We start from the raw sequence: 16,420 nt of genomic DNA, 5'->3' as shown, positions 1-16,420 counted from the left end.
CGTAGCGCAAATCAGCGATACCGACCCTAAGCTTCTCTACGAGACGCTCCGCGCCGCGTAGCTTGCTTCCCCGGAGGGGTAGGCTAACGCACTATAAGAAAAGAAAAAATATATGAGTACAACACGCAAGTTTCGTTTAGGTGCATTTATTCAAGCCACCGGACACCATGTCTCCGCTTGGCGACACCCCGATTCACAAACAGATGCGGGACTGAATTTCGAGCATTACAAGGAAATTACTCAAACCGCCGAACGCGGCTTATTCGATGCAGTTTTCCTGGCAGATAGTCCAGGAGTCTGGGGCGGCGCTCCAGAAACTCAGCATCGCAATGGTAAAATTGCCCATTTTGAGCCTGTCACCCTCTTCTCGGCCTTGTCCTCTGTAACCCAAAACATCGGCTTCATTTCCACTGCCTCGACTACTTATGAAGAACCCTATACCCTGGCACGTAAGTTTGCCTCGTTGGACTATTTGAGTAAAGGCCGGGCCGGGTGGAATGTAGTTACTACAGGCAATGAGAATGCTGCACGTAACTTCGGACTAGAGCATCATCCAGAACACAGCCAGCGTTATGAGCGAGCTGAAGAGTTTGTGGAAGTGGTGAAAGGTCTATGGGATAGTTGGGAAGATGATGCTTTCATCCGGGACAAAGAGTCTGGTGTCTATTTCGACCCTGATAAACTGCATACATTGAACCATAAGGGCAAATATTTTTCTGTAAAAGGCCCTTTAAACGTTGGTCGTCCGCCCCAAGGTTATCCGGTGATTGTTCAGGCTGGAGCCTCCGAATCGGGACGGGATTTAGCTGCACGTACTGCTGAGGTGATTTTTACCGCCAATCAAACCCTAGCCGATGCCCAGGAATTTTATGCTGATGTCAAAGGTAGGCTAGCACAATATGGGCGATCGCCAGACGATCTCAAAATTATGCCTGGTGCTTTCCCAATCATTGGCCGTACTGAATCAGAAGCTCAAGAGAAGTACGAATTTCTGCAATCATTAATCCATCCCGATGTGGCTTGGGGGATTTTAAAGAACTATTACAAGGGTGTGGATTTGTCGCAATATTCTTTAGATGATGTAGCTCCCGAACTACCCAGCGATACCAACACTAACAAAAGTCGTCTCAAACTAGTTAGAGATTTGGCTACTCGTGGGACTCTCACACTGCGCCAACTGTATCTCTCTCTTGCTACTGCACGAGGTCATCGCACCATACTCGGTACTCCCGAAACCATTGCCGACCAGCTAGAAGAATGGTTCAACAACGGTGCAGCAGATGGCTTTAATATCATGCCGCCAATCCTTCCCACAGGATTAGATGAATTCGTTAACCTAGTCGTTCCCGTTCTACAGAAACGGGGACTGTTCCGTACTGAATACGAAGGCAGTACTTTGCGCGAAAACCTGGGATTGCGTCGTCCGGCCAATCGTTTTGCTGCTAAACAACTAGATGAAAGATTGGTGTTGGCGTAAATGACTTTTCATATCTGCACTGTGTTTATAGTGCTGTTGCATAAATGAATTTTTCAGGGATGCTTATGCCATACCTTTTAAATTGCACCTTCTGTAGATCGCCGCCTTACGGAAAATTGTAGGGAGACGCGATGGTGGAAAGACGCGATAAATCGCCGTCTCTACAGGAAATTTATTTGTCAATAGCAGCATTGGATGCTGAAAAAACTCTGTAATTTTTGTGCCGTAGGCAAGGAAAAAACATGACTGAATATAGCCGATTGAAGACCTCACGCTCTGCTGCAATCAGAGCAACCCTTGATTATCCAGTAATCGACACCGATGTTCATACCAATGATTTCACGCCAGCTTTTGAGGATTACATCGCTAAGTACGGCGGTGTGAAACTTGTAGATGAGTTACGTAAGACGGAAGCTTCTCGTCTGAACTCCAAGAGCAACGGTAAAGACTGGTATCAGCAAACTCCTGAAGAACGTCAATACAACCGGACAATTCGATCGCCTTGGTGGGCTAGAGTTACCAAAAACACACTCGATCTCGCTACTTACACCCTCCCCGGACTCCTCTATGAGCGTCAGGCGGAGCAAGGATCGGACTATTCGGTGCTGTTTCCCAACAATGTCTTAGCACCGGCTGGAGCGAGTGCAGAGAATCGTCAAGCACTGCAACGCGCAGTCAATCACTATCATGCTGATATCTACCGGAAATATAGCGATCGCTTGACACCAGTAGCTGGTATCCCATTAACTACTCCCCAAGAAGGCATTGAGGAGTTAGAGTTTGCGGTGAAAACACTGGGCTTAAAAGTGATTAATATTACTGGCGGGGTGAAACGGCCAATCAAAGCGATCGCTGATAAATATCCAGCCGATAAATATCCCGAAATCGCCAAGTATGCTTCTTATATCGACTTCTACGGACTAGATAGTGAATACGACTACGATCCTTTCTGGGCAAAGGTCGTGGAACTTGGCGTACCTGTCACCACCCATTACGGCAGTCAGGGTTGGACTGGTCGTTCCTCCATCAGTAACTACATGAACAACCATATCGGTCACTTCGCCGATGGTTCGGAAGCATTTGCGAAGGCGCTGTTTTTCGGTGGTGTTACCAAGCGTTTTCCCCAGCTGCGCGTAGCGATGCTGGAAGGTGGTGCAGATTGGGGTGCGCGTGTCTACATTCATTTGGTAGATCGGTTCTTGAAGCGCAATATCAAGGCACTGCAAAACTACAATCCAGCCTTGACAAATGCCGATGAGTTGTTTGAGATATTTGAGCGCTACGGTGCAGAAGTTACTCAAGGACATTCCCTCGATAAGGACGAATTGACCAAGACTGTACTGGGAGCTTCATTTAGCCGTCATAGCCGTGCGCCCATTGGTAGCGAATTGGATGATTTTGCCGCCGCAGGTATTGAAACAATTGAAGACATCCGCGATCGCTGGGTGAATAGTTTCTTCTTTGGTTCCGAGTCTGACGATCGCACGATCGCTACAGCATTTAATGACAAAACCAATCCCTTGGGAGTCAAGATCAACGCCATCTATTCCTCAGATGTTGGTCACTGGGATGTGCCAGACTTAACTTCCCCATTGGCTGAAAGCTGGGATCTCGTGCAAGAAGGCGTCCTGACCGAAGCCGACTTCAAGTCCTATGTATTCGCTAATCCCTACAAGTTTTACACCCAAGCTAACCCCGATTTCTTCAAGGGTACAGCGATCGAATCCAAGGTAAGTAACACCGAATTTAAACAAGTGGACAAGAGCCTAGTAGTGGCGTAAAAGGTGAGATCGGGGAGTGGGGGCAGGGGAAAAGGTTAAAGGTTAAAGGGAAAAGGAATAAATTTAATCTTTCCCCTTTTCCCCTTACCCCTTTCCCAATGCCCAATGCCCTATGCCCCATGCCCCATGCCCAATGCCCAATCCCCAAATCAAATTAGGAGTCACAAAAATGTCTGTTGAACAACGCTCTCACGACACCAACAATGGTTCCTTGCCTTATCTTTTCTCGCCTGTTTCTGACAATGCCAAGCAACCTTCACCCTTAGTACTTTTTCTGCATGGAGGACGCGATCGCGGCACAGATTTGAATGTGCTACTGAAATGGGGTTTACCTCGTTTCGTAGATTTATCCGACTCGTTACCTTATGTCTTCGCTGCACCCCAAATTCTGGCCGAACAGACTTGGACAGATCGAGCCGATGATGTGCTTGCTTTGCTTGATGAACTGATCGTTTCTCAGCCTGTCGATCCAGCGCGGGTGATATTGGCTGGGTTCAGCTTAGGCTCGGCAGGTATTTGGCATATCGCTGCTTTACATCCTGATCGCTTCGCAGGTTTAGTTCCTGTGTCTGGACGTGTACCAAAAACATTAGCAGAAAGCGAACTAGCTGCACTCAAAAACATTCCTGTTCAGATATTCCAAGGTGGACAGGATAAAAATCTGCCGATTGAGGATACAGAGAATTTTGTTGAGCGCTTACGCAAAGTCGGCGGAAAAGTTGATTTGACAGTGCTACCGGAAGGCGATCATTTTATTGCAGATGAAGTATACGGCGATCCGAAGTTACAACAATGGCTAATTTCACAGAATCGGCGTGAAATTTCTGTAGTTGCTTGAGGTGAAATGTTCAAAAACTAACTTGCAATATCCAGTGGGGTGGGCAGCGTTCTGCCTACCTAACATAACAATATATTAATATCTTCTAGAATCATGAACATAATGCTTCTTCTCAATTCTAAACCGAACTTTTTCGGCAAAATTCAGTTGAATTATGTCAGATTCTCGCAAAGAAATCAGAATTTGTTTTATTGGTGAATCCTTTGTCAATGGCACAGGCGATCCAGAGTTTCTGGGTTGGACAGGTAGAGTGTGCCGCAATGCTGAGTCAAGAGGATACGCTATCACCCATTACAACTTGGGGGTGCGGGCAGAGACAAGTCGGTATCTCAAACAACGTTGGTACTCGGAAGTCTCCTATCGTCTCCCAAGAGAATCTGATGGTCGAGTAGTGTTTTCTTTTGGGGCAAACGATTCAGGATGGGCGGGTAAACAGCAAGGAATCGAACTTTCAGAGTCGATCGCAAATGCTCGTAGTATCTTAAACCAAGCAAAGCAACTCTATCCAATCTTGATGGTTAGTCCGCCACCCTGTGGTGACAATCAAATTCTTGCCAATCTGTCACAGGAATTCGCATTGGTTTGTAATGAACTAGATGTTCCGTATCTTGATGTGTTTTCCAGTTTGCTAAAGTCACCAATCTGGCTAGCAGAAGCAAAAGCTAATGATGGCGCTCACCCAAAAGCAGATGGTTACGCGGAATTTGCTGCGATCGTCCAAAACTGGGAAGGTTGGTTAAATTGGTTTACACCTTAAAAAATGCATTTATTGCATAGCGTTTTAATTCCGCCCCGCTTCGCTAACGCAGAACGCACGTCGCATTCTATTTAAAAATTTTAAAACTTTCTCAATCAACAACATATCTATGACCTTACCAACTATCAATCTCGGTAAAACTGGATTGACCGTTTCGCGCCTCTGTCTCGGCACTATGACCTTTGGTTTGCAGACTGACGAAGAAACTTCCAGGCACATCCTCGACACCGCCGCCGATGGTGGTATCAACTTTTTAGATACAGCCGACGTTTATCCCCTCGGCGGTGGGCTTGCTACTGCGGGACGCACCGAAGAAATTGTTGGGCGCTGGCTCAAAGGCAAACGCGAACATTTTATTTTGGCTACCAAATGCGTCGGTCGAGTTGGCCCTGCACCTTGGGATCAGGGGGCTTCGCGGAAACATATTTTGGATGCGATCGATGCTTCTCTGCAACGCTTGGGAACTGATTATATCGACCTGTACCAATTGCACTCCGATGATGCTTCAACCCCTCTTGATGAAACTTTGGAAGCGCTGGATGCAGTGGTTCGTGCTGGCAAGGTGCGCTACATCGGGGTTTCCAACTTCTTAGCTTACCGACTCGCCCGCGCTTTGGGTCGTGCCGAGACGGGCAATTTAACCAAGTTCATCTCAATTCAGCCCCGCTACAACCTGTTATTCCGCGAAATTGAGCGAGAATTATTGCCTCTTGCCAAAGAAGAAGGACTGGGTGTAATTTCTTACAATCCTTTGGCGGGTGGTCTACTTACAGGCAAACACAATTTTACTCAAGGCCCCACATCAGGTACGCGTTTTACGCTAGGTGCTGCCGCAGAACGTTATCAAGAACGCTACTGGCGCGATCGCGAATTTAATACTGTCGAAGATTTACGCACAGTAGCAGATTTGGCGGGATTGTCCCTCACCACCTTAGCAGTAGCTTGGGTTTTATCTAATCCCATTATCACTGCCCCCATCATTGGCGCTAGCCGTCCAGAACAACTTGCTGACAACCTCAAGGCGGTAGAACTAAAACTTGACGACAATTTGAAACAAAAATTAGACGACATAACCGCCGAATACCGAAGAGGAGATTCTCTTCGTTAGAAACTAGGGACGCAGCGAATAACAAATGACAAATGATTCAAATCAGAAATATCTCATGGATAAAATAGCTATGATTAAACGCCGTCGTTTTCTCCATGTTGCTACTTCCGGTCTATGTGGCTTTTCTATGGCATATCTGTTAGGAAGTTGTAGCGAACAAAGCCAACAATCTTCTTTGATCAATAGTATTAATGCCAGTGAAAATTCCCTTGGGATAAAAACTAAAGTTCTACGCATGGGATATCAGAGTGCGGGGGATCTTTTCAGAAATCGGAAAGTTTTAGAGAAACGCTTGGAGTCATTGGGCATTAAGGTAGAATGGGCGCAATTTGTCCAAGGGCCCCAACTGATGGAAGGGATGGCTGCGGGAAAAGTTGACGTGGGATCGGTGGGAGAAACACCACCAATTTTTGCACAAGTGGCTGGCTCAAAACTTGTTTATGTAGTCGGTACACAAAGAGACCAAAGGACAGGGACAAGTAGTGTTATTGCCGTTCCCCCTGAGTCTCCACTTCAAAAGTTTGAGGATATCAAGGGTCAAGAAGTTTACTTTCAAAAAGGCTCGGCATCGCACTACTTTATTATCAGAGCGTTGCAATCAATCGGCTTGACCCTTAAAGATATTAAAATCAGAAGTTTGCCGACTATTGAAGCACGGGCTGCTTTTCTCGAAGGTAAAATTCCAGTTTGGATGACGGGAGATCCACACTATGCGATCGCTCAAAAGATGGGTCGAATTCGAGTGCTTAAAGATTCTGTTGGGCTAGATTCTCCTGGTGGCTATTATATTGCTGATAGAAAGTTTGCCGAAGAAAATCTTGGCTTGCTAAAAATTATCATTGAGGAGCTTAATAAGCTCGACAAATGGGCAGAGGCAAATCGAGGCGAAGTTGCCAAATTGATGATAACAGAACAAAAGCTCGATCCAGATGTGGTAGAAATAGCGATGTCTCGGCGTACTTTCGCAGGACGCAGAGGACTTAGCCCTGCACTAATTAAGGAACAACAACGTGTGGCAGATTTGTTTTTTGACGAGGGTGTAATACCAAAGAAAATTAATATTCAGGAAGCGTTACTCCCGCCTGATATCTATGCTGCAATCACACCAAAAGAAATTATGGTCTAGTGGAGTACTTCTAAAAGTCTCTAATGCCATCGGACGGCTTATCGAGTCGTCCATTTTTATCTGGTAGAAAAGTTAAAATGATGCTAAGAGATCGGCTTTCATGACGAAAAAAGCTAGACAATCTAAATCCTTTCAACGTGCTCCTGATGCACCAGATTTACCATCAACTCCATTTAGGTTCATTTTGTATTTCGTGAACCAGTTTCGCTGGTGGTATGTGTTAATGGTGATCCTGGAGATAATACACGCAACCTGTGGCATTATGTTGCCTTATGCTATTGGCGAGATTATCCGGGGCGTGGCGCGATCGACGGGCGACAACAAGCCGATTTTTGATGCCATGAAGCAACCCTTGATGTTATTCATCGGCTTGAGTGTGGGTGAAGTGGTATTTGGGCGATCGGCTGGACTCTTGCAAACGATTCTCCATCCCATCCACCGACAGCACATTGTGCGATCGCTATATGCCTACTTGCAACACCATTCACATCGCTACTTAAGCAGCAGTTTTTCTGGGGCATTGGCACATCGAATTAGCGAAACTTCTCTAGGTGTTACCCAGACGATGCAAATGATGATTACTGAATTTATGCCAGTAATTGTTGTGTATACCGTCGCCACGACAATACTGTATCGCGCCTATCCTCCACTGGCTGCACTCGTGGGAATATGGGCAGTTCTCTTCATCAGTATTTCGTTCTGGCTGGCAACTCGCTGCCGATTTTACTCCCGGAAAGCCGCAGCCGCCAGAAGTGAGACAACTGGCATCATTGTAGATACAGTCACGAATCTCACTAGTAGCCGACTATTTGCTCGCTTTGGTTTTGAACGACGTTATTTGAATGAGCAATTAAGGCGCGAACTCAAACACGTGAGAGAGTCCAACTGGTATTCAGAGCGCATTCGCTGGTTTCAGTTCATCTCAGCAGCTATTCTAAAAATTAGCACACTGTATTACTCGCTTTCTCTTTGGAGTCAAGGAGCGATCGCTACTGCTGACTTTGTTGTAGCAACTAGCTTATCACTGTTGATCATCAGTGAAGCGCGCAATTTGAGCCGCCGCTTTCTGGAATTTTTTGAACATGTTGGGAATGTCGCCAATGGTGTCTTCACCATCGTTCAACCGCACGAGTTGGTTGATCGCGAAAAAGCGATCGCCCACTCAATCACCCAAGGTAAAATTGAGTTTCGGCGGGTGAATTTCAACTACACAGATGAGAAGAAAGTTTTCAATAACCTTTCTGTCACCATCCAAGCGGGACAGCGTGTTGGACTAGTGGGCTTATCCGGCTCTGGAAAATCCACCTTTGTGAATCTGATTTTGCGTTTATTCGACCCACAATCTGGACAGATTATCATTGATGGGGTCGATATTCGAGACATGACTCAGGATGCCTTGCACGCTCAGATCAGTTTGATTCCCCAAGATCCGTCTCTGTTCCATCGCACTTTGCTAGAAAATATTCGTTATGGACGTTTGGATGCAACCGATGAGGAAGTAATCGAAGCTTCGCGAAAGGCTCATGCTCACGATTTCATCGTCCAAAGTAAGGATGGTTACAATTCTCTGGTGGGCGAACGTGGTGTCAAGTTGTCTGGAGGGCAAAGACAGCGGATTGTGATTGCTAGGGTAATCCTCAAAGATGCACCGATTCTGATTTTAGATGAAGCCACCTCTAGCCTGGATTCAATCACCGAAAAAGCGATCCAGGATACCCTCGACTTGGCAATGAATGGGAAAACGGTGATCGTAGTAGCTCATCGATTATCTACCATCGTTCATCTAGACCGGATTCTGGTGTTCGACAAAGGTCGGATTATTGAAGATGGTTCTCACACCAAACTGCTGGCACTTGGTGGCGCTTACTACAGGTTATGGAAAATGCAAGCAGGTGGATTTCTACCGGAAAATCTCGACGAGATTCGCAGTGGCACAGATAATATCGAAAAGGGAATGATCGCTTGACATTTAGCGCTACTTGAGGTTTATTTGCAAATTCAATTCAAGAATTGTCCGGGAAAGAGTTCACAAAACTAAAGTAATGTAATTGTTGAGCGCAGTCGAAACTCGGTTTATTGGTACTTTATTTTTACGCAAGTCCCTAAGTATACGGATGCAGGTGACAGGGGAACTTTTCCACCAGGGAAATAAAATACAGATGCGATCGCTTCCTTAAGAGGAGCAACGCGAAAAAGTGAGATTATCGTGAAATGAGCAGGGGAGTAAAGAGAAATTTTGAGTAATTTTTACGACTGTTATAGCCATCAATACACTTATTTATTTCTCTCCCCATCTCAAAACCCCAAAACGCGTAGACGCAACGCGGCTTGTCGTTAGACATCGCACCTCCACAAACCCCAAACGCGATTCCCGTTGAGCATAGAATATAGAAAAGCAAGTTATCTGTAATCTCTATGGAAAAGCTCAATATTAAAGAAGAAGCTCGAAAGCTAATTGATAAATTACCTGCTAACTCAACATGGGATGACCTCATGTATGGGATTTATGTTAGGCAAGTTGTGGAAGCTGGACTTGCTGAGAGTCAAGCTGGTAAAGTAATTTCCGTACAGGAAGTTAGGGCAAAATTTGGACTACCAGAGTGAAAGTTTTTTGAACAGAAACAGCAGTAGAAAACCTATCGGCAATTTATACTTACATTGCCCAGAATTCACCTCGGTACGCAACCAGGATTATCGACCGTATAACCAAACGTTCCCAGCAGCTTGCGAATTTCCCTCTATCTGGTCGAATTGTACCAGAGTTTGAAACCGAGCAAATTCGGGAAGTTATTGAAGGTTCATATCGAATTATCTATTACATCAAGCCCGAACAAATTGATGTACTTGCTGTTATACATGGGGCACAGGAAATTACACCAAGTATAGAATGAATAGCGATCGCACTCCCAAACCAATCAAGCAAACGCGATTCCTGCGGACAGCTTCGCTAACGCACCTCCACAAAACCCAAAACGCGATTAGATCGCCCATATCCCCACCTACTCCGGTAAACCCTCTAAAATCTCTCGCGTCACCGTAGCCATATATTCATCCTGATACTCAACATATATCTCCAAGGCTGTCTGCAAATTAGCCCTAGCTTCCGCGTAATTCTCCTGGGTTTGTGCAAACAATCCTAATTGTCTGTAAGTGCTAGCACTCGAATAGCGATCGCCAAATTCGATATATATTTCCAGGGCTTGTTGATAATAATCCCGTGCCTGGTCATATTGGCGCAATTCTTGGGCAACCATTCCCAAGTAGTGGTAAGTCCTAGCATTGGAATAGCGATCGCCAAATTCGATATATATTTCCAGGGCTTGTTGATAATAATCCCGTGCCTGGTCATATTGGCGCAATTCTTGGGCAACCATTCCCAAGTAGTGGTAAGTCCTAGCATTGGAATAGCGATCGCCAAATTCGATATATATTTCCAGGGCTTGTTGATAATAATCCCGTGCCTGGTCATATTGGCGCAATTCTTGGGCAACCATTCCCAAGTAGTGGTAAGTCCTAGCATTGGAATAGCGATCGCCAAATTCGATATATATTTCCAGGGCTTGTTGATAATAATCCCGTGCCTGGTCATATTGGCGCAATTCTTGGGCAACCATTCCCAAGTAGTGGTAAGTGCTAGCACTCGAATAGCGATTGCCAAATTCGATATCTATTTCCAGGGCTTGTTGATAATAATCCCGTGCCTGGTGGAACTGTCGCAACTGTTGGGCAATCCTTCCCAACTGGTGGTAAGTCCTAGCACTGGAATAGCGATTGCCAAATTCGATATCTATTTCCAGGGCTTGTTGATAATAATCCCGTGCCTGGTGGAACTGTCGCATATTCAGAGAGACATTACCTAAATAATGCAATGAATTGGCGACAGCACGACAATTTTCCTGCTTTTTGGCAATATCTAAAGCTTGTTGATGATAGCTGTTTGCACTTTCAAACTGTCGTTGCTGCCGATAGCTTTTACCTAACTGATTGATAACTTCGATTTGTAAGGAATAATCAGGAAATTGGTTGGCAATTTTCCCAGCTTTTTCTAAATATTCTCTAGCTTTGATTGGTTTGTGCTGGCTTAAATATGCTTTGCCCAATTCATTTAAAATATTACAGCAATTACGGAGATGTTCTGGGCTGGGTATTTCTCCAGTTGGGTGATATTCCATCAACAGTCCATGTAATAAATCGATCCGTTCTTGTTGTTCTGGTGTTGGTAAGCGTTCTATATTTATGTCTGTATTCAGAGTATTGGCAATTGCCCTATCTCTAGTCAATTCTGTGGTTTTAAAGCGAAATAAACCTGATTTCCAAGCCCAAAAATCAGGTGCAAATTTTGCTAACCGCGAAATTGCATAATCTGGCAAGATAAATAAAAGCGGATGGGGTACGGTTTGACGATAGGAATCGCGGACGAAGTTTAAATCCTGTAAAACTGGTGGATAATCTCCAAAAACACCAATCGATTTTTCTAAATTCCGAATTAATAAAACAAGTTTTTTATTTGTTTCTTTGGTAATCTCGGCTAATTGCTCCACCAATTCATCCCGCAAAAATCGCAAATTTCCATCAGGAAAATCTAAAACCACAAATTGGATTTCTTCACATTGAGGATTCTGTTGCAATCCAGCAATTAATAGGTCTATATCGGGTGTAAAATTAATTTCAATAAAGCCTAATGTAAATTTTTCTGCAAAATCGACAAATGTCACTAATTCAGCAAATTCATCTTTATTATAGGCAATAAATTTACCTATTTCTGCTTGAAGTTCACTGTTTTTGTACTGATTGGAGAGCTTCTTGGAAGAACTCATTTCGCTTCACCACTGGATTTGGATAATTCCACCGTTTATCACCGTTATATTCCAATACGGAAGTATTAAATAACATTAATTGTCCAATTTCATCTTTGCTGACATTTTTAGTTAAGCAAACCTGAGCCAAATGAGCGTAATGTTCTTCAGGAATAAACCGCTCAAAACTAAATTGTTGCTGTTTAACTGCATACTCTATATCTTCGGAGATAATTTTTGTATGTTTTCGGGTACTCGCTGTTTGACATGCAGAGCGCATCATTTGCATTAACTGACGCACATGCCCACCACTTGCTTTTGCTAATTCTAATAATTGATTACGGCTCTCGAAAATTGCATCAATATCAACCCGCTTTTCAATTACACTTGCCATCGCATCTAAGCCCGTCTGATCGTAATTTAAATCGCATTTATGCCGTTCAAATTTATAGATATTAATCATCGGTATAATATGAGGATCACCATCAAACTGATTTAAGGGATTTTTCGGCGAGCAAAGAATTGAAATTGGTACTGTATAAATGATTGTACAATTTAATTCTTGCATCTGAGCCGCATAATCAAAGAACAAATGTTCTGCTACGGCAGGAGGAACCCGATCTAAATTATCGAAGATAATTAATAAACCTTTACATTGAGGAAATTTTTGCCTCAATTTTGCGTAAGCGTCGCTTAATAACAGATTAGTATCAGATTTGAGGCGAGATAAATCTTTTTCTAGAGTTTGCCGAATAGTTGTCTTTTGCTTGTCCGAGCCTTTAATTTGTGCCAGCAATTTGACCATTAGTTTGGCGAGAAATGGCGCAGTAGGGCTGAGAGTGGCTTCTGCCTCGACGTTGACTGATTTTTCGACACTTTGCTCGTTTTCTTGAGTAATGTCTTTAAACCATGATTCAAAACTTTTTAATAAAGCTTGATTAAAAGTTAAACCTAGTTTTCGTAATTCAAATTCAACTTGTTTAATTACAATCAAATATAAATCTGTATACCGGGTATCATTAATATCTGTCTCTTCGTTCGCTTCTAAATAAATAACCCGATAATTATTTTCCCAAAGACTCTGAATTTTTTTTAACTCCGTACTTTTTCCACAACCGCGATGTCCGGTAAATAAAATTGTTGTAAAATCACCTGCTTCTTGAAAATCCAAAATTGTACTGACATTATCAATAGCCGAAGTTTTCCGCACCAGCGACAGATCGACATAATACCGTTCCATTTCTGCTGGTTCAAGCGGCTCAACATTACAAGCCAAAAAAGCCGCTCTAAGAGTATTTGCACGCTGAAAAATTGACTGAGACATTGTTTTGGGCAGATAACAATCATCAACTTCTAAATTTTAAGCGATCGCCCATCAAATTTAGCAAATACAGCTATAAAACTCATAAAACTCCGCGCGCAAGTTCAAAAATTAGTTATGATTCCTACGTGTGTCGCAGACAAGCAATCGCATGGAATAGTTTTTAGTTGGAGATTTTGCGATCGCTTCGCTTTGTTTTGCTCGCAATGACATATAAAAAAGTGGGATGCTCCCACAGAAAGTGCGATCGCAATAAGTTTAGAAGGATTGAATTTACCTTAACAGTGTTGCTTTTTTTTGAACAGTGACAACAGCAAACACACGAATCCCATTACTACCAACGACACTGAAGAAGCAGGTTCTGGGACAGGCTGAGGGTTTTGCACAGGCTGATAATTGATGAAATTTTCTTGAATTGGGCTGAGTGATGCCAAAAGTTGCTCAATATCGCTAGATATATCAGTGTCATTACCAACACTTTTAGAAGAGATGAGGCGTTTAAAGGTTTGGCTACTTGATACATCAAAATTCCCTGTGAACCCAAGAAAATTTTGACCTACTTTACCTATAAGAGAGTCAATCAGATTGTTAACATCAGTTTTTATTCCTAGTGGGGATAAATTTAAACTGCTGATATTGTTAGCGTTTCCAATCTTTGTGTTATCAGTCTTTGTTAACCAATTGCCATTACCAATAATTTCATTTCCATTGGTAAAAACCCAGTTACCATTACCAATAATTGTGTTATTAGTACCGAAGTCCCAATTGCCGTTCCCAATGGTTGCGTTGTCACTGCCAAAGTGCCAATTACCATTACCTAATGTTGAATTATTACTTCCATCGTCCCAATACCAGTTGCCGTTACCAAGAGTTGTGTTACTCTTTCCAAATAGCCAGTTGCCATTACCGATGGTTGCGTTGTCATTATTAAAGTTCCAGTTACCATTCCCAATGGTTGCACTGTTACTGCCATAATCCGAATTAAAATTACCAATAGTTGCGTTATTATTACCAAAATTCTTGTTACTTTTCCCAATCGGTGCGTTGCTCTGATTAAAGGTTTGGCTACCTGAATTAGATGTATTCCCAATGTTACTAAAGAGTATATTGTTACCAAGAACTTCTTTCAACGGATCGAAAGGCGATTGTTGAAGCAGACTTCCAGCACTTGCTATAGGATTACTTCCTCCTGGAATCGCATTACCACCGCCTAAAAACGGATTACTACCGCCTGCAAATGGGTTGGTAGCCCCACCTGGAATCGTATAACCACTGTTTGCAAAAGGATTACTACCTCCTGCCAATGTGTTGTCAATACCTTTGAAAAAGTTATCACCTAAAATTGACTTTAATCGATCAAAGATTAATTGCTGAAGCCCACTGCCAGCATCGCCTGCAAACGGGTTAATACCGCCACCTGGAATGGGATTGTTACCGTTACCTAATAACAGATTGCTACTACCTGTCAACAGGCTCCCTTCAGCAGACAAACTGCCATTGGGAGCAAAGGAACTAACGCTGTTAGGGACACCTGCACTTAAGAGAACTCCACCATTAAGGGGATTGACAGCAGACTCTTCCATTGGCGCTAATTTTCCTATCTTTAGTTAAAAATTTAGTAAGGATTCAGTACTTTTTATAACAATTATGAATTTGCTAAACCCAAAATCTCTTTAAAATAAAGGCTTTAATTATCTTACTGTCAAACTAACAGAAAATATTGCTTAAATTATTACCTATAAAGAGTTACAGGACATAAAACAGCAAACTAGTACAATAAGGCAGAAGGCACATCAACGATAATAATACACCCTTTTGAGCTTTATCGAATGGTATGTTTATTTGCGCCAAACTGTACTAGCATACTATGTACTGAAGAACTCATTATTGTTCCGTCTATTTATCTGCTCATTTTTGCAAGGATTCTATTAAGCAAACGGGATTTATTGACCGCTAAATGGTAGGGTTTGACCACCACCAAATGGGGAGGTTTGTCCACTACTACCAAATGGGGAGGTTTGTGCATCACTACCTAATGGTAGGGTTTGTCCACCAGCAAATGGAGAGGTTTGTCCACTACCACCAAATGATAGGATTCCTCCACCACCCAGTTCCTTGTCAAGCCTTGAGTCAACTACCTTGTCAATAGTAACCCTCAAATCGAATCCGTTTGGTATTTCACTTGTGCTAATACCATAGGTCTGGCTACCAGCACCAGTCAAAGGGTCGCTACCAGTACCTTGGTTACTACCACCTGCGGATGGGTTCCCGCCACCAGCACCAGTCAAAGGGTCGCTGCCACCACCTGCGAATGGGTTGCCGCCACCTGCGAATGGGTTGCCACCGCCTGCGGATGGGCTACTACCACCTGCGAATGGGTTGCCACCACCTACGAATGGGTTGCCACCGCCTGCGGATGGGCTACCACCACCTGCGAATGGATTCCCAGCACCTGCGGATGGGTTGCTGCCACCTGCGGATGGGTTCCCACCACCTGCGAATGGGTTCCCACCACCTGCGGATGGGTTTACACCCCCTGCAAAGATATTCCAGAAGTTGTCGCCAGCGAAGGGATTACCACCATAGGCTAAATCAGGGTTACTACCACCGCCAGCACCACCGCCACCAAATGGGCTACCACCACTTTCTCCATTACCAACACCACTGAATATCTTGGGGAGGTCTTTCTCAGGGATAACTTCACTCAAGCGACCGAAGGGCGAATCTCTAATCGGATTATTCTCACTAGTAGGGGAGTTGCTGCTACCACTATTACTTGAATTTTCTGCCATTAGAATTAATCCTCTTATTGTTTTGATAAAATTCTTGCTAGCATCGCAACATAAAATAGACAAAAATTAAGTCTGTTTTGTCATTTTGATTTGTTGTCTTTTTGTTAGCAAAGCTAGTTAGTAGCTATTAGATTATTTGATTATCTTGGTTAAGTGGAGATAATCGATTTTTAATCAATGCTACTTACACTTACAATCTATGTGATTTAATTTTGAAGGGCAATGAAAAATATTTTGATGAATTTATCAAACTTGTAGATATTTTTAGACAATGATTTAAAAAGTTAACTGATATGTTTGTATAGTCAAAATTAAATTTGGTTAAATATTATATTGCAATGAACAATGTTTGGGTAAATTTGCCAAATTTTTAGGTATTTAATTAATTTGCGTTTAACCGATGTTCTATCACTTTTATCTGATG

General features: G+C 43.3%; 12 protein-coding genes and 1 pseudogene. 9 read left to right on the top strand and 4 right to left on the bottom strand.

Going from position 1 to position 16,420, the window contains the following annotated elements; translation table 11 throughout:
- Positions 1-112: 112 nt before the first annotated feature.
- From RMX69_RS10675 to RMX69_RS10635, 9 genes and pseudogenes are all read left to right on the top strand, one after another.
- Positions 113-1,477 carry an LLM class flavin-dependent oxidoreductase gene (locus RMX69_RS10675; RefSeq protein ID WP_322637449.1) on the top strand — a complete coding sequence of 455 codons (1,365 nt, stop codon included), beginning with the start codon at positions 113-115 and terminating at the stop codon, positions 1,475-1,477.
- 242 nt (positions 1,478-1,719) lie between these two features.
- Entirely contained in the window at positions 1,720-3,258 is a 1,539-nt protein-coding gene (locus tag RMX69_RS10670; protein ID WP_289797120.1) for an amidohydrolase family protein, read from the top strand.
- 169 nt (positions 3,259-3,427) lie between these two features.
- Positions 3,428-4,096, top strand: a complete 669-nt coding sequence (locus tag RMX69_RS10665) for a dienelactone hydrolase family protein (protein ID WP_322637448.1) — start codon at positions 3,428-3,430, stop codon at positions 4,094-4,096.
- Positions 4,097-4,250: 154 nt separating this feature from the next.
- Complete coding sequence (locus RMX69_RS10660) at positions 4,251-4,853, top strand: GDSL-type esterase/lipase family protein (protein WP_322637447.1); 603 nt, start codon at positions 4,251-4,253, stop codon at positions 4,851-4,853.
- A 109-nt stretch (positions 4,854-4,962) separates the two neighbouring features.
- The gene (locus RMX69_RS10655) at positions 4,963-5,961 is read left to right on the top strand and encodes an aldo/keto reductase (protein ID WP_322637446.1); all 999 of its coding nucleotides are present in this window, start codon (positions 4,963-4,965) and stop codon (positions 5,959-5,961) included.
- A gap of 70 nt (positions 5,962-6,031) precedes the next feature.
- Positions 6,032-7,087, top strand: a complete 1,056-nt coding sequence (locus RMX69_RS10650; protein WP_416211621.1) for an aliphatic sulfonate ABC transporter substrate-binding protein — start codon at positions 6,032-6,034, stop codon at positions 7,085-7,087.
- Between the two features lie 100 nt (positions 7,088-7,187).
- On the top strand, positions 7,188-9,053 hold the full coding sequence (locus RMX69_RS10645; protein ID WP_322637444.1) for an ABC transporter ATP-binding protein: 1,866 nt from the start codon (positions 7,188-7,190) through the stop codon (positions 9,051-9,053).
- Positions 9,054-9,502: 449 nt separating this feature from the next.
- On the top strand, positions 9,503-9,691 hold the full coding sequence (locus RMX69_RS10640; protein ID WP_322637443.1) for a hypothetical protein: 189 nt from the start codon (positions 9,503-9,505) through the stop codon (positions 9,689-9,691).
- A 23-nt stretch (positions 9,692-9,714) separates the two neighbouring features.
- Positions 9,715-9,978 (top strand): annotated as a pseudogene (locus RMX69_RS10635) (type II toxin-antitoxin system RelE/ParE family toxin); the annotation flags it as partial.
- Positions 9,979-10,086: 108 nt separating this feature from the next.
- On the opposite strand, the gene RMX69_RS10630 reads toward RMX69_RS10635, so the two are convergent.
- From RMX69_RS10630 to RMX69_RS10615, 4 genes are all read right to left on the bottom strand, one after another.
- Entirely contained in the window at positions 10,087-11,904 is a 1,818-nt protein-coding gene (locus RMX69_RS10630) for a tetratricopeptide repeat protein (RefSeq protein WP_322637442.1), read from the bottom strand.
- Complete coding sequence (locus tag RMX69_RS10625) at positions 11,861-13,207, bottom strand: P-loop NTPase fold protein (RefSeq protein WP_289797112.1); 1,347 nt, start codon at positions 13,205-13,207, stop codon at positions 11,861-11,863. Before RMX69_RS10625 ends, RMX69_RS10630 begins: the two co-directional genes overlap by 44 nt.
- Before the next feature lie 275 nt (positions 13,208-13,482).
- Positions 13,483-14,787: a hypothetical protein gene (locus RMX69_RS10620; protein WP_322637441.1), complete on the bottom strand. Its 1,305-nt coding sequence runs from the start codon at positions 14,785-14,787 to the stop codon at positions 13,483-13,485.
- A 360-nt stretch (positions 14,788-15,147) separates the two neighbouring features.
- Complete coding sequence (locus RMX69_RS10615; protein ID WP_322637440.1) at positions 15,148-15,996, bottom strand: hypothetical protein; 849 nt, start codon at positions 15,994-15,996, stop codon at positions 15,148-15,150.
- Positions 15,997-16,420: the final 424 nt, after the last annotated feature.

Source organism: Nostoc sp. EspVER01, assembly GCF_034530635.1.
In the GTDB taxonomy this organism is placed as follows: domain Bacteria; phylum Cyanobacteriota; class Cyanobacteriia; order Cyanobacteriales; family Nostocaceae; genus Nostoc.
This window is presented reverse-complemented; position numbering and strand designations above follow the sequence as displayed.

Coding starts and splice junctions, on each gene's coding strand:
- RMX69_RS10675 (WP_322637449.1), top strand. CDS start 113: ATGAGTACAACACGCAAGTTTCGTTTAGGTGCATTTATTCAAGCCACC.
- RMX69_RS10670 (WP_289797120.1), top strand. CDS start 1,720: ATGACTGAATATAGCCGATTGAAGACCTCACGCTCTGCTGCAATCAGA.
- RMX69_RS10665 (WP_322637448.1), top strand. CDS start 3,428: ATGTCTGTTGAACAACGCTCTCACGACACCAACAATGGTTCCTTGCCT.
- RMX69_RS10660 (WP_322637447.1), top strand. CDS start 4,251: ATGTCAGATTCTCGCAAAGAAATCAGAATTTGTTTTATTGGTGAATCC.
- RMX69_RS10655 (WP_322637446.1), top strand. CDS start 4,963: ATGACCTTACCAACTATCAATCTCGGTAAAACTGGATTGACCGTTTCG.
- RMX69_RS10650 (WP_416211621.1), top strand. CDS start 6,032: ATGATTAAACGCCGTCGTTTTCTCCATGTTGCTACTTCCGGTCTATGT.
- RMX69_RS10645 (WP_322637444.1), top strand. CDS start 7,188: ATGACGAAAAAAGCTAGACAATCTAAATCCTTTCAACGTGCTCCTGAT.
- RMX69_RS10640 (WP_322637443.1), top strand. CDS start 9,503: ATGGAAAAGCTCAATATTAAAGAAGAAGCTCGAAAGCTAATTGATAAA.
- RMX69_RS10630 (WP_322637442.1), bottom strand. CDS start 11,904: ATGAGTTCTTCCAAGAAGCTCTCCAATCAGTACAAAAACAGTGAACTT.
- RMX69_RS10625 (WP_289797112.1), bottom strand. CDS start 13,207: ATGTCTCAGTCAATTTTTCAGCGTGCAAATACTCTTAGAGCGGCTTTT.
- RMX69_RS10620 (WP_322637441.1), bottom strand. CDS start 14,787: ATGGAAGAGTCTGCTGTCAATCCCCTTAATGGTGGAGTTCTCTTAAGT.
- RMX69_RS10615 (WP_322637440.1), bottom strand. CDS start 15,996: ATGGCAGAAAATTCAAGTAATAGTGGTAGCAGCAACTCCCCTACTAGT.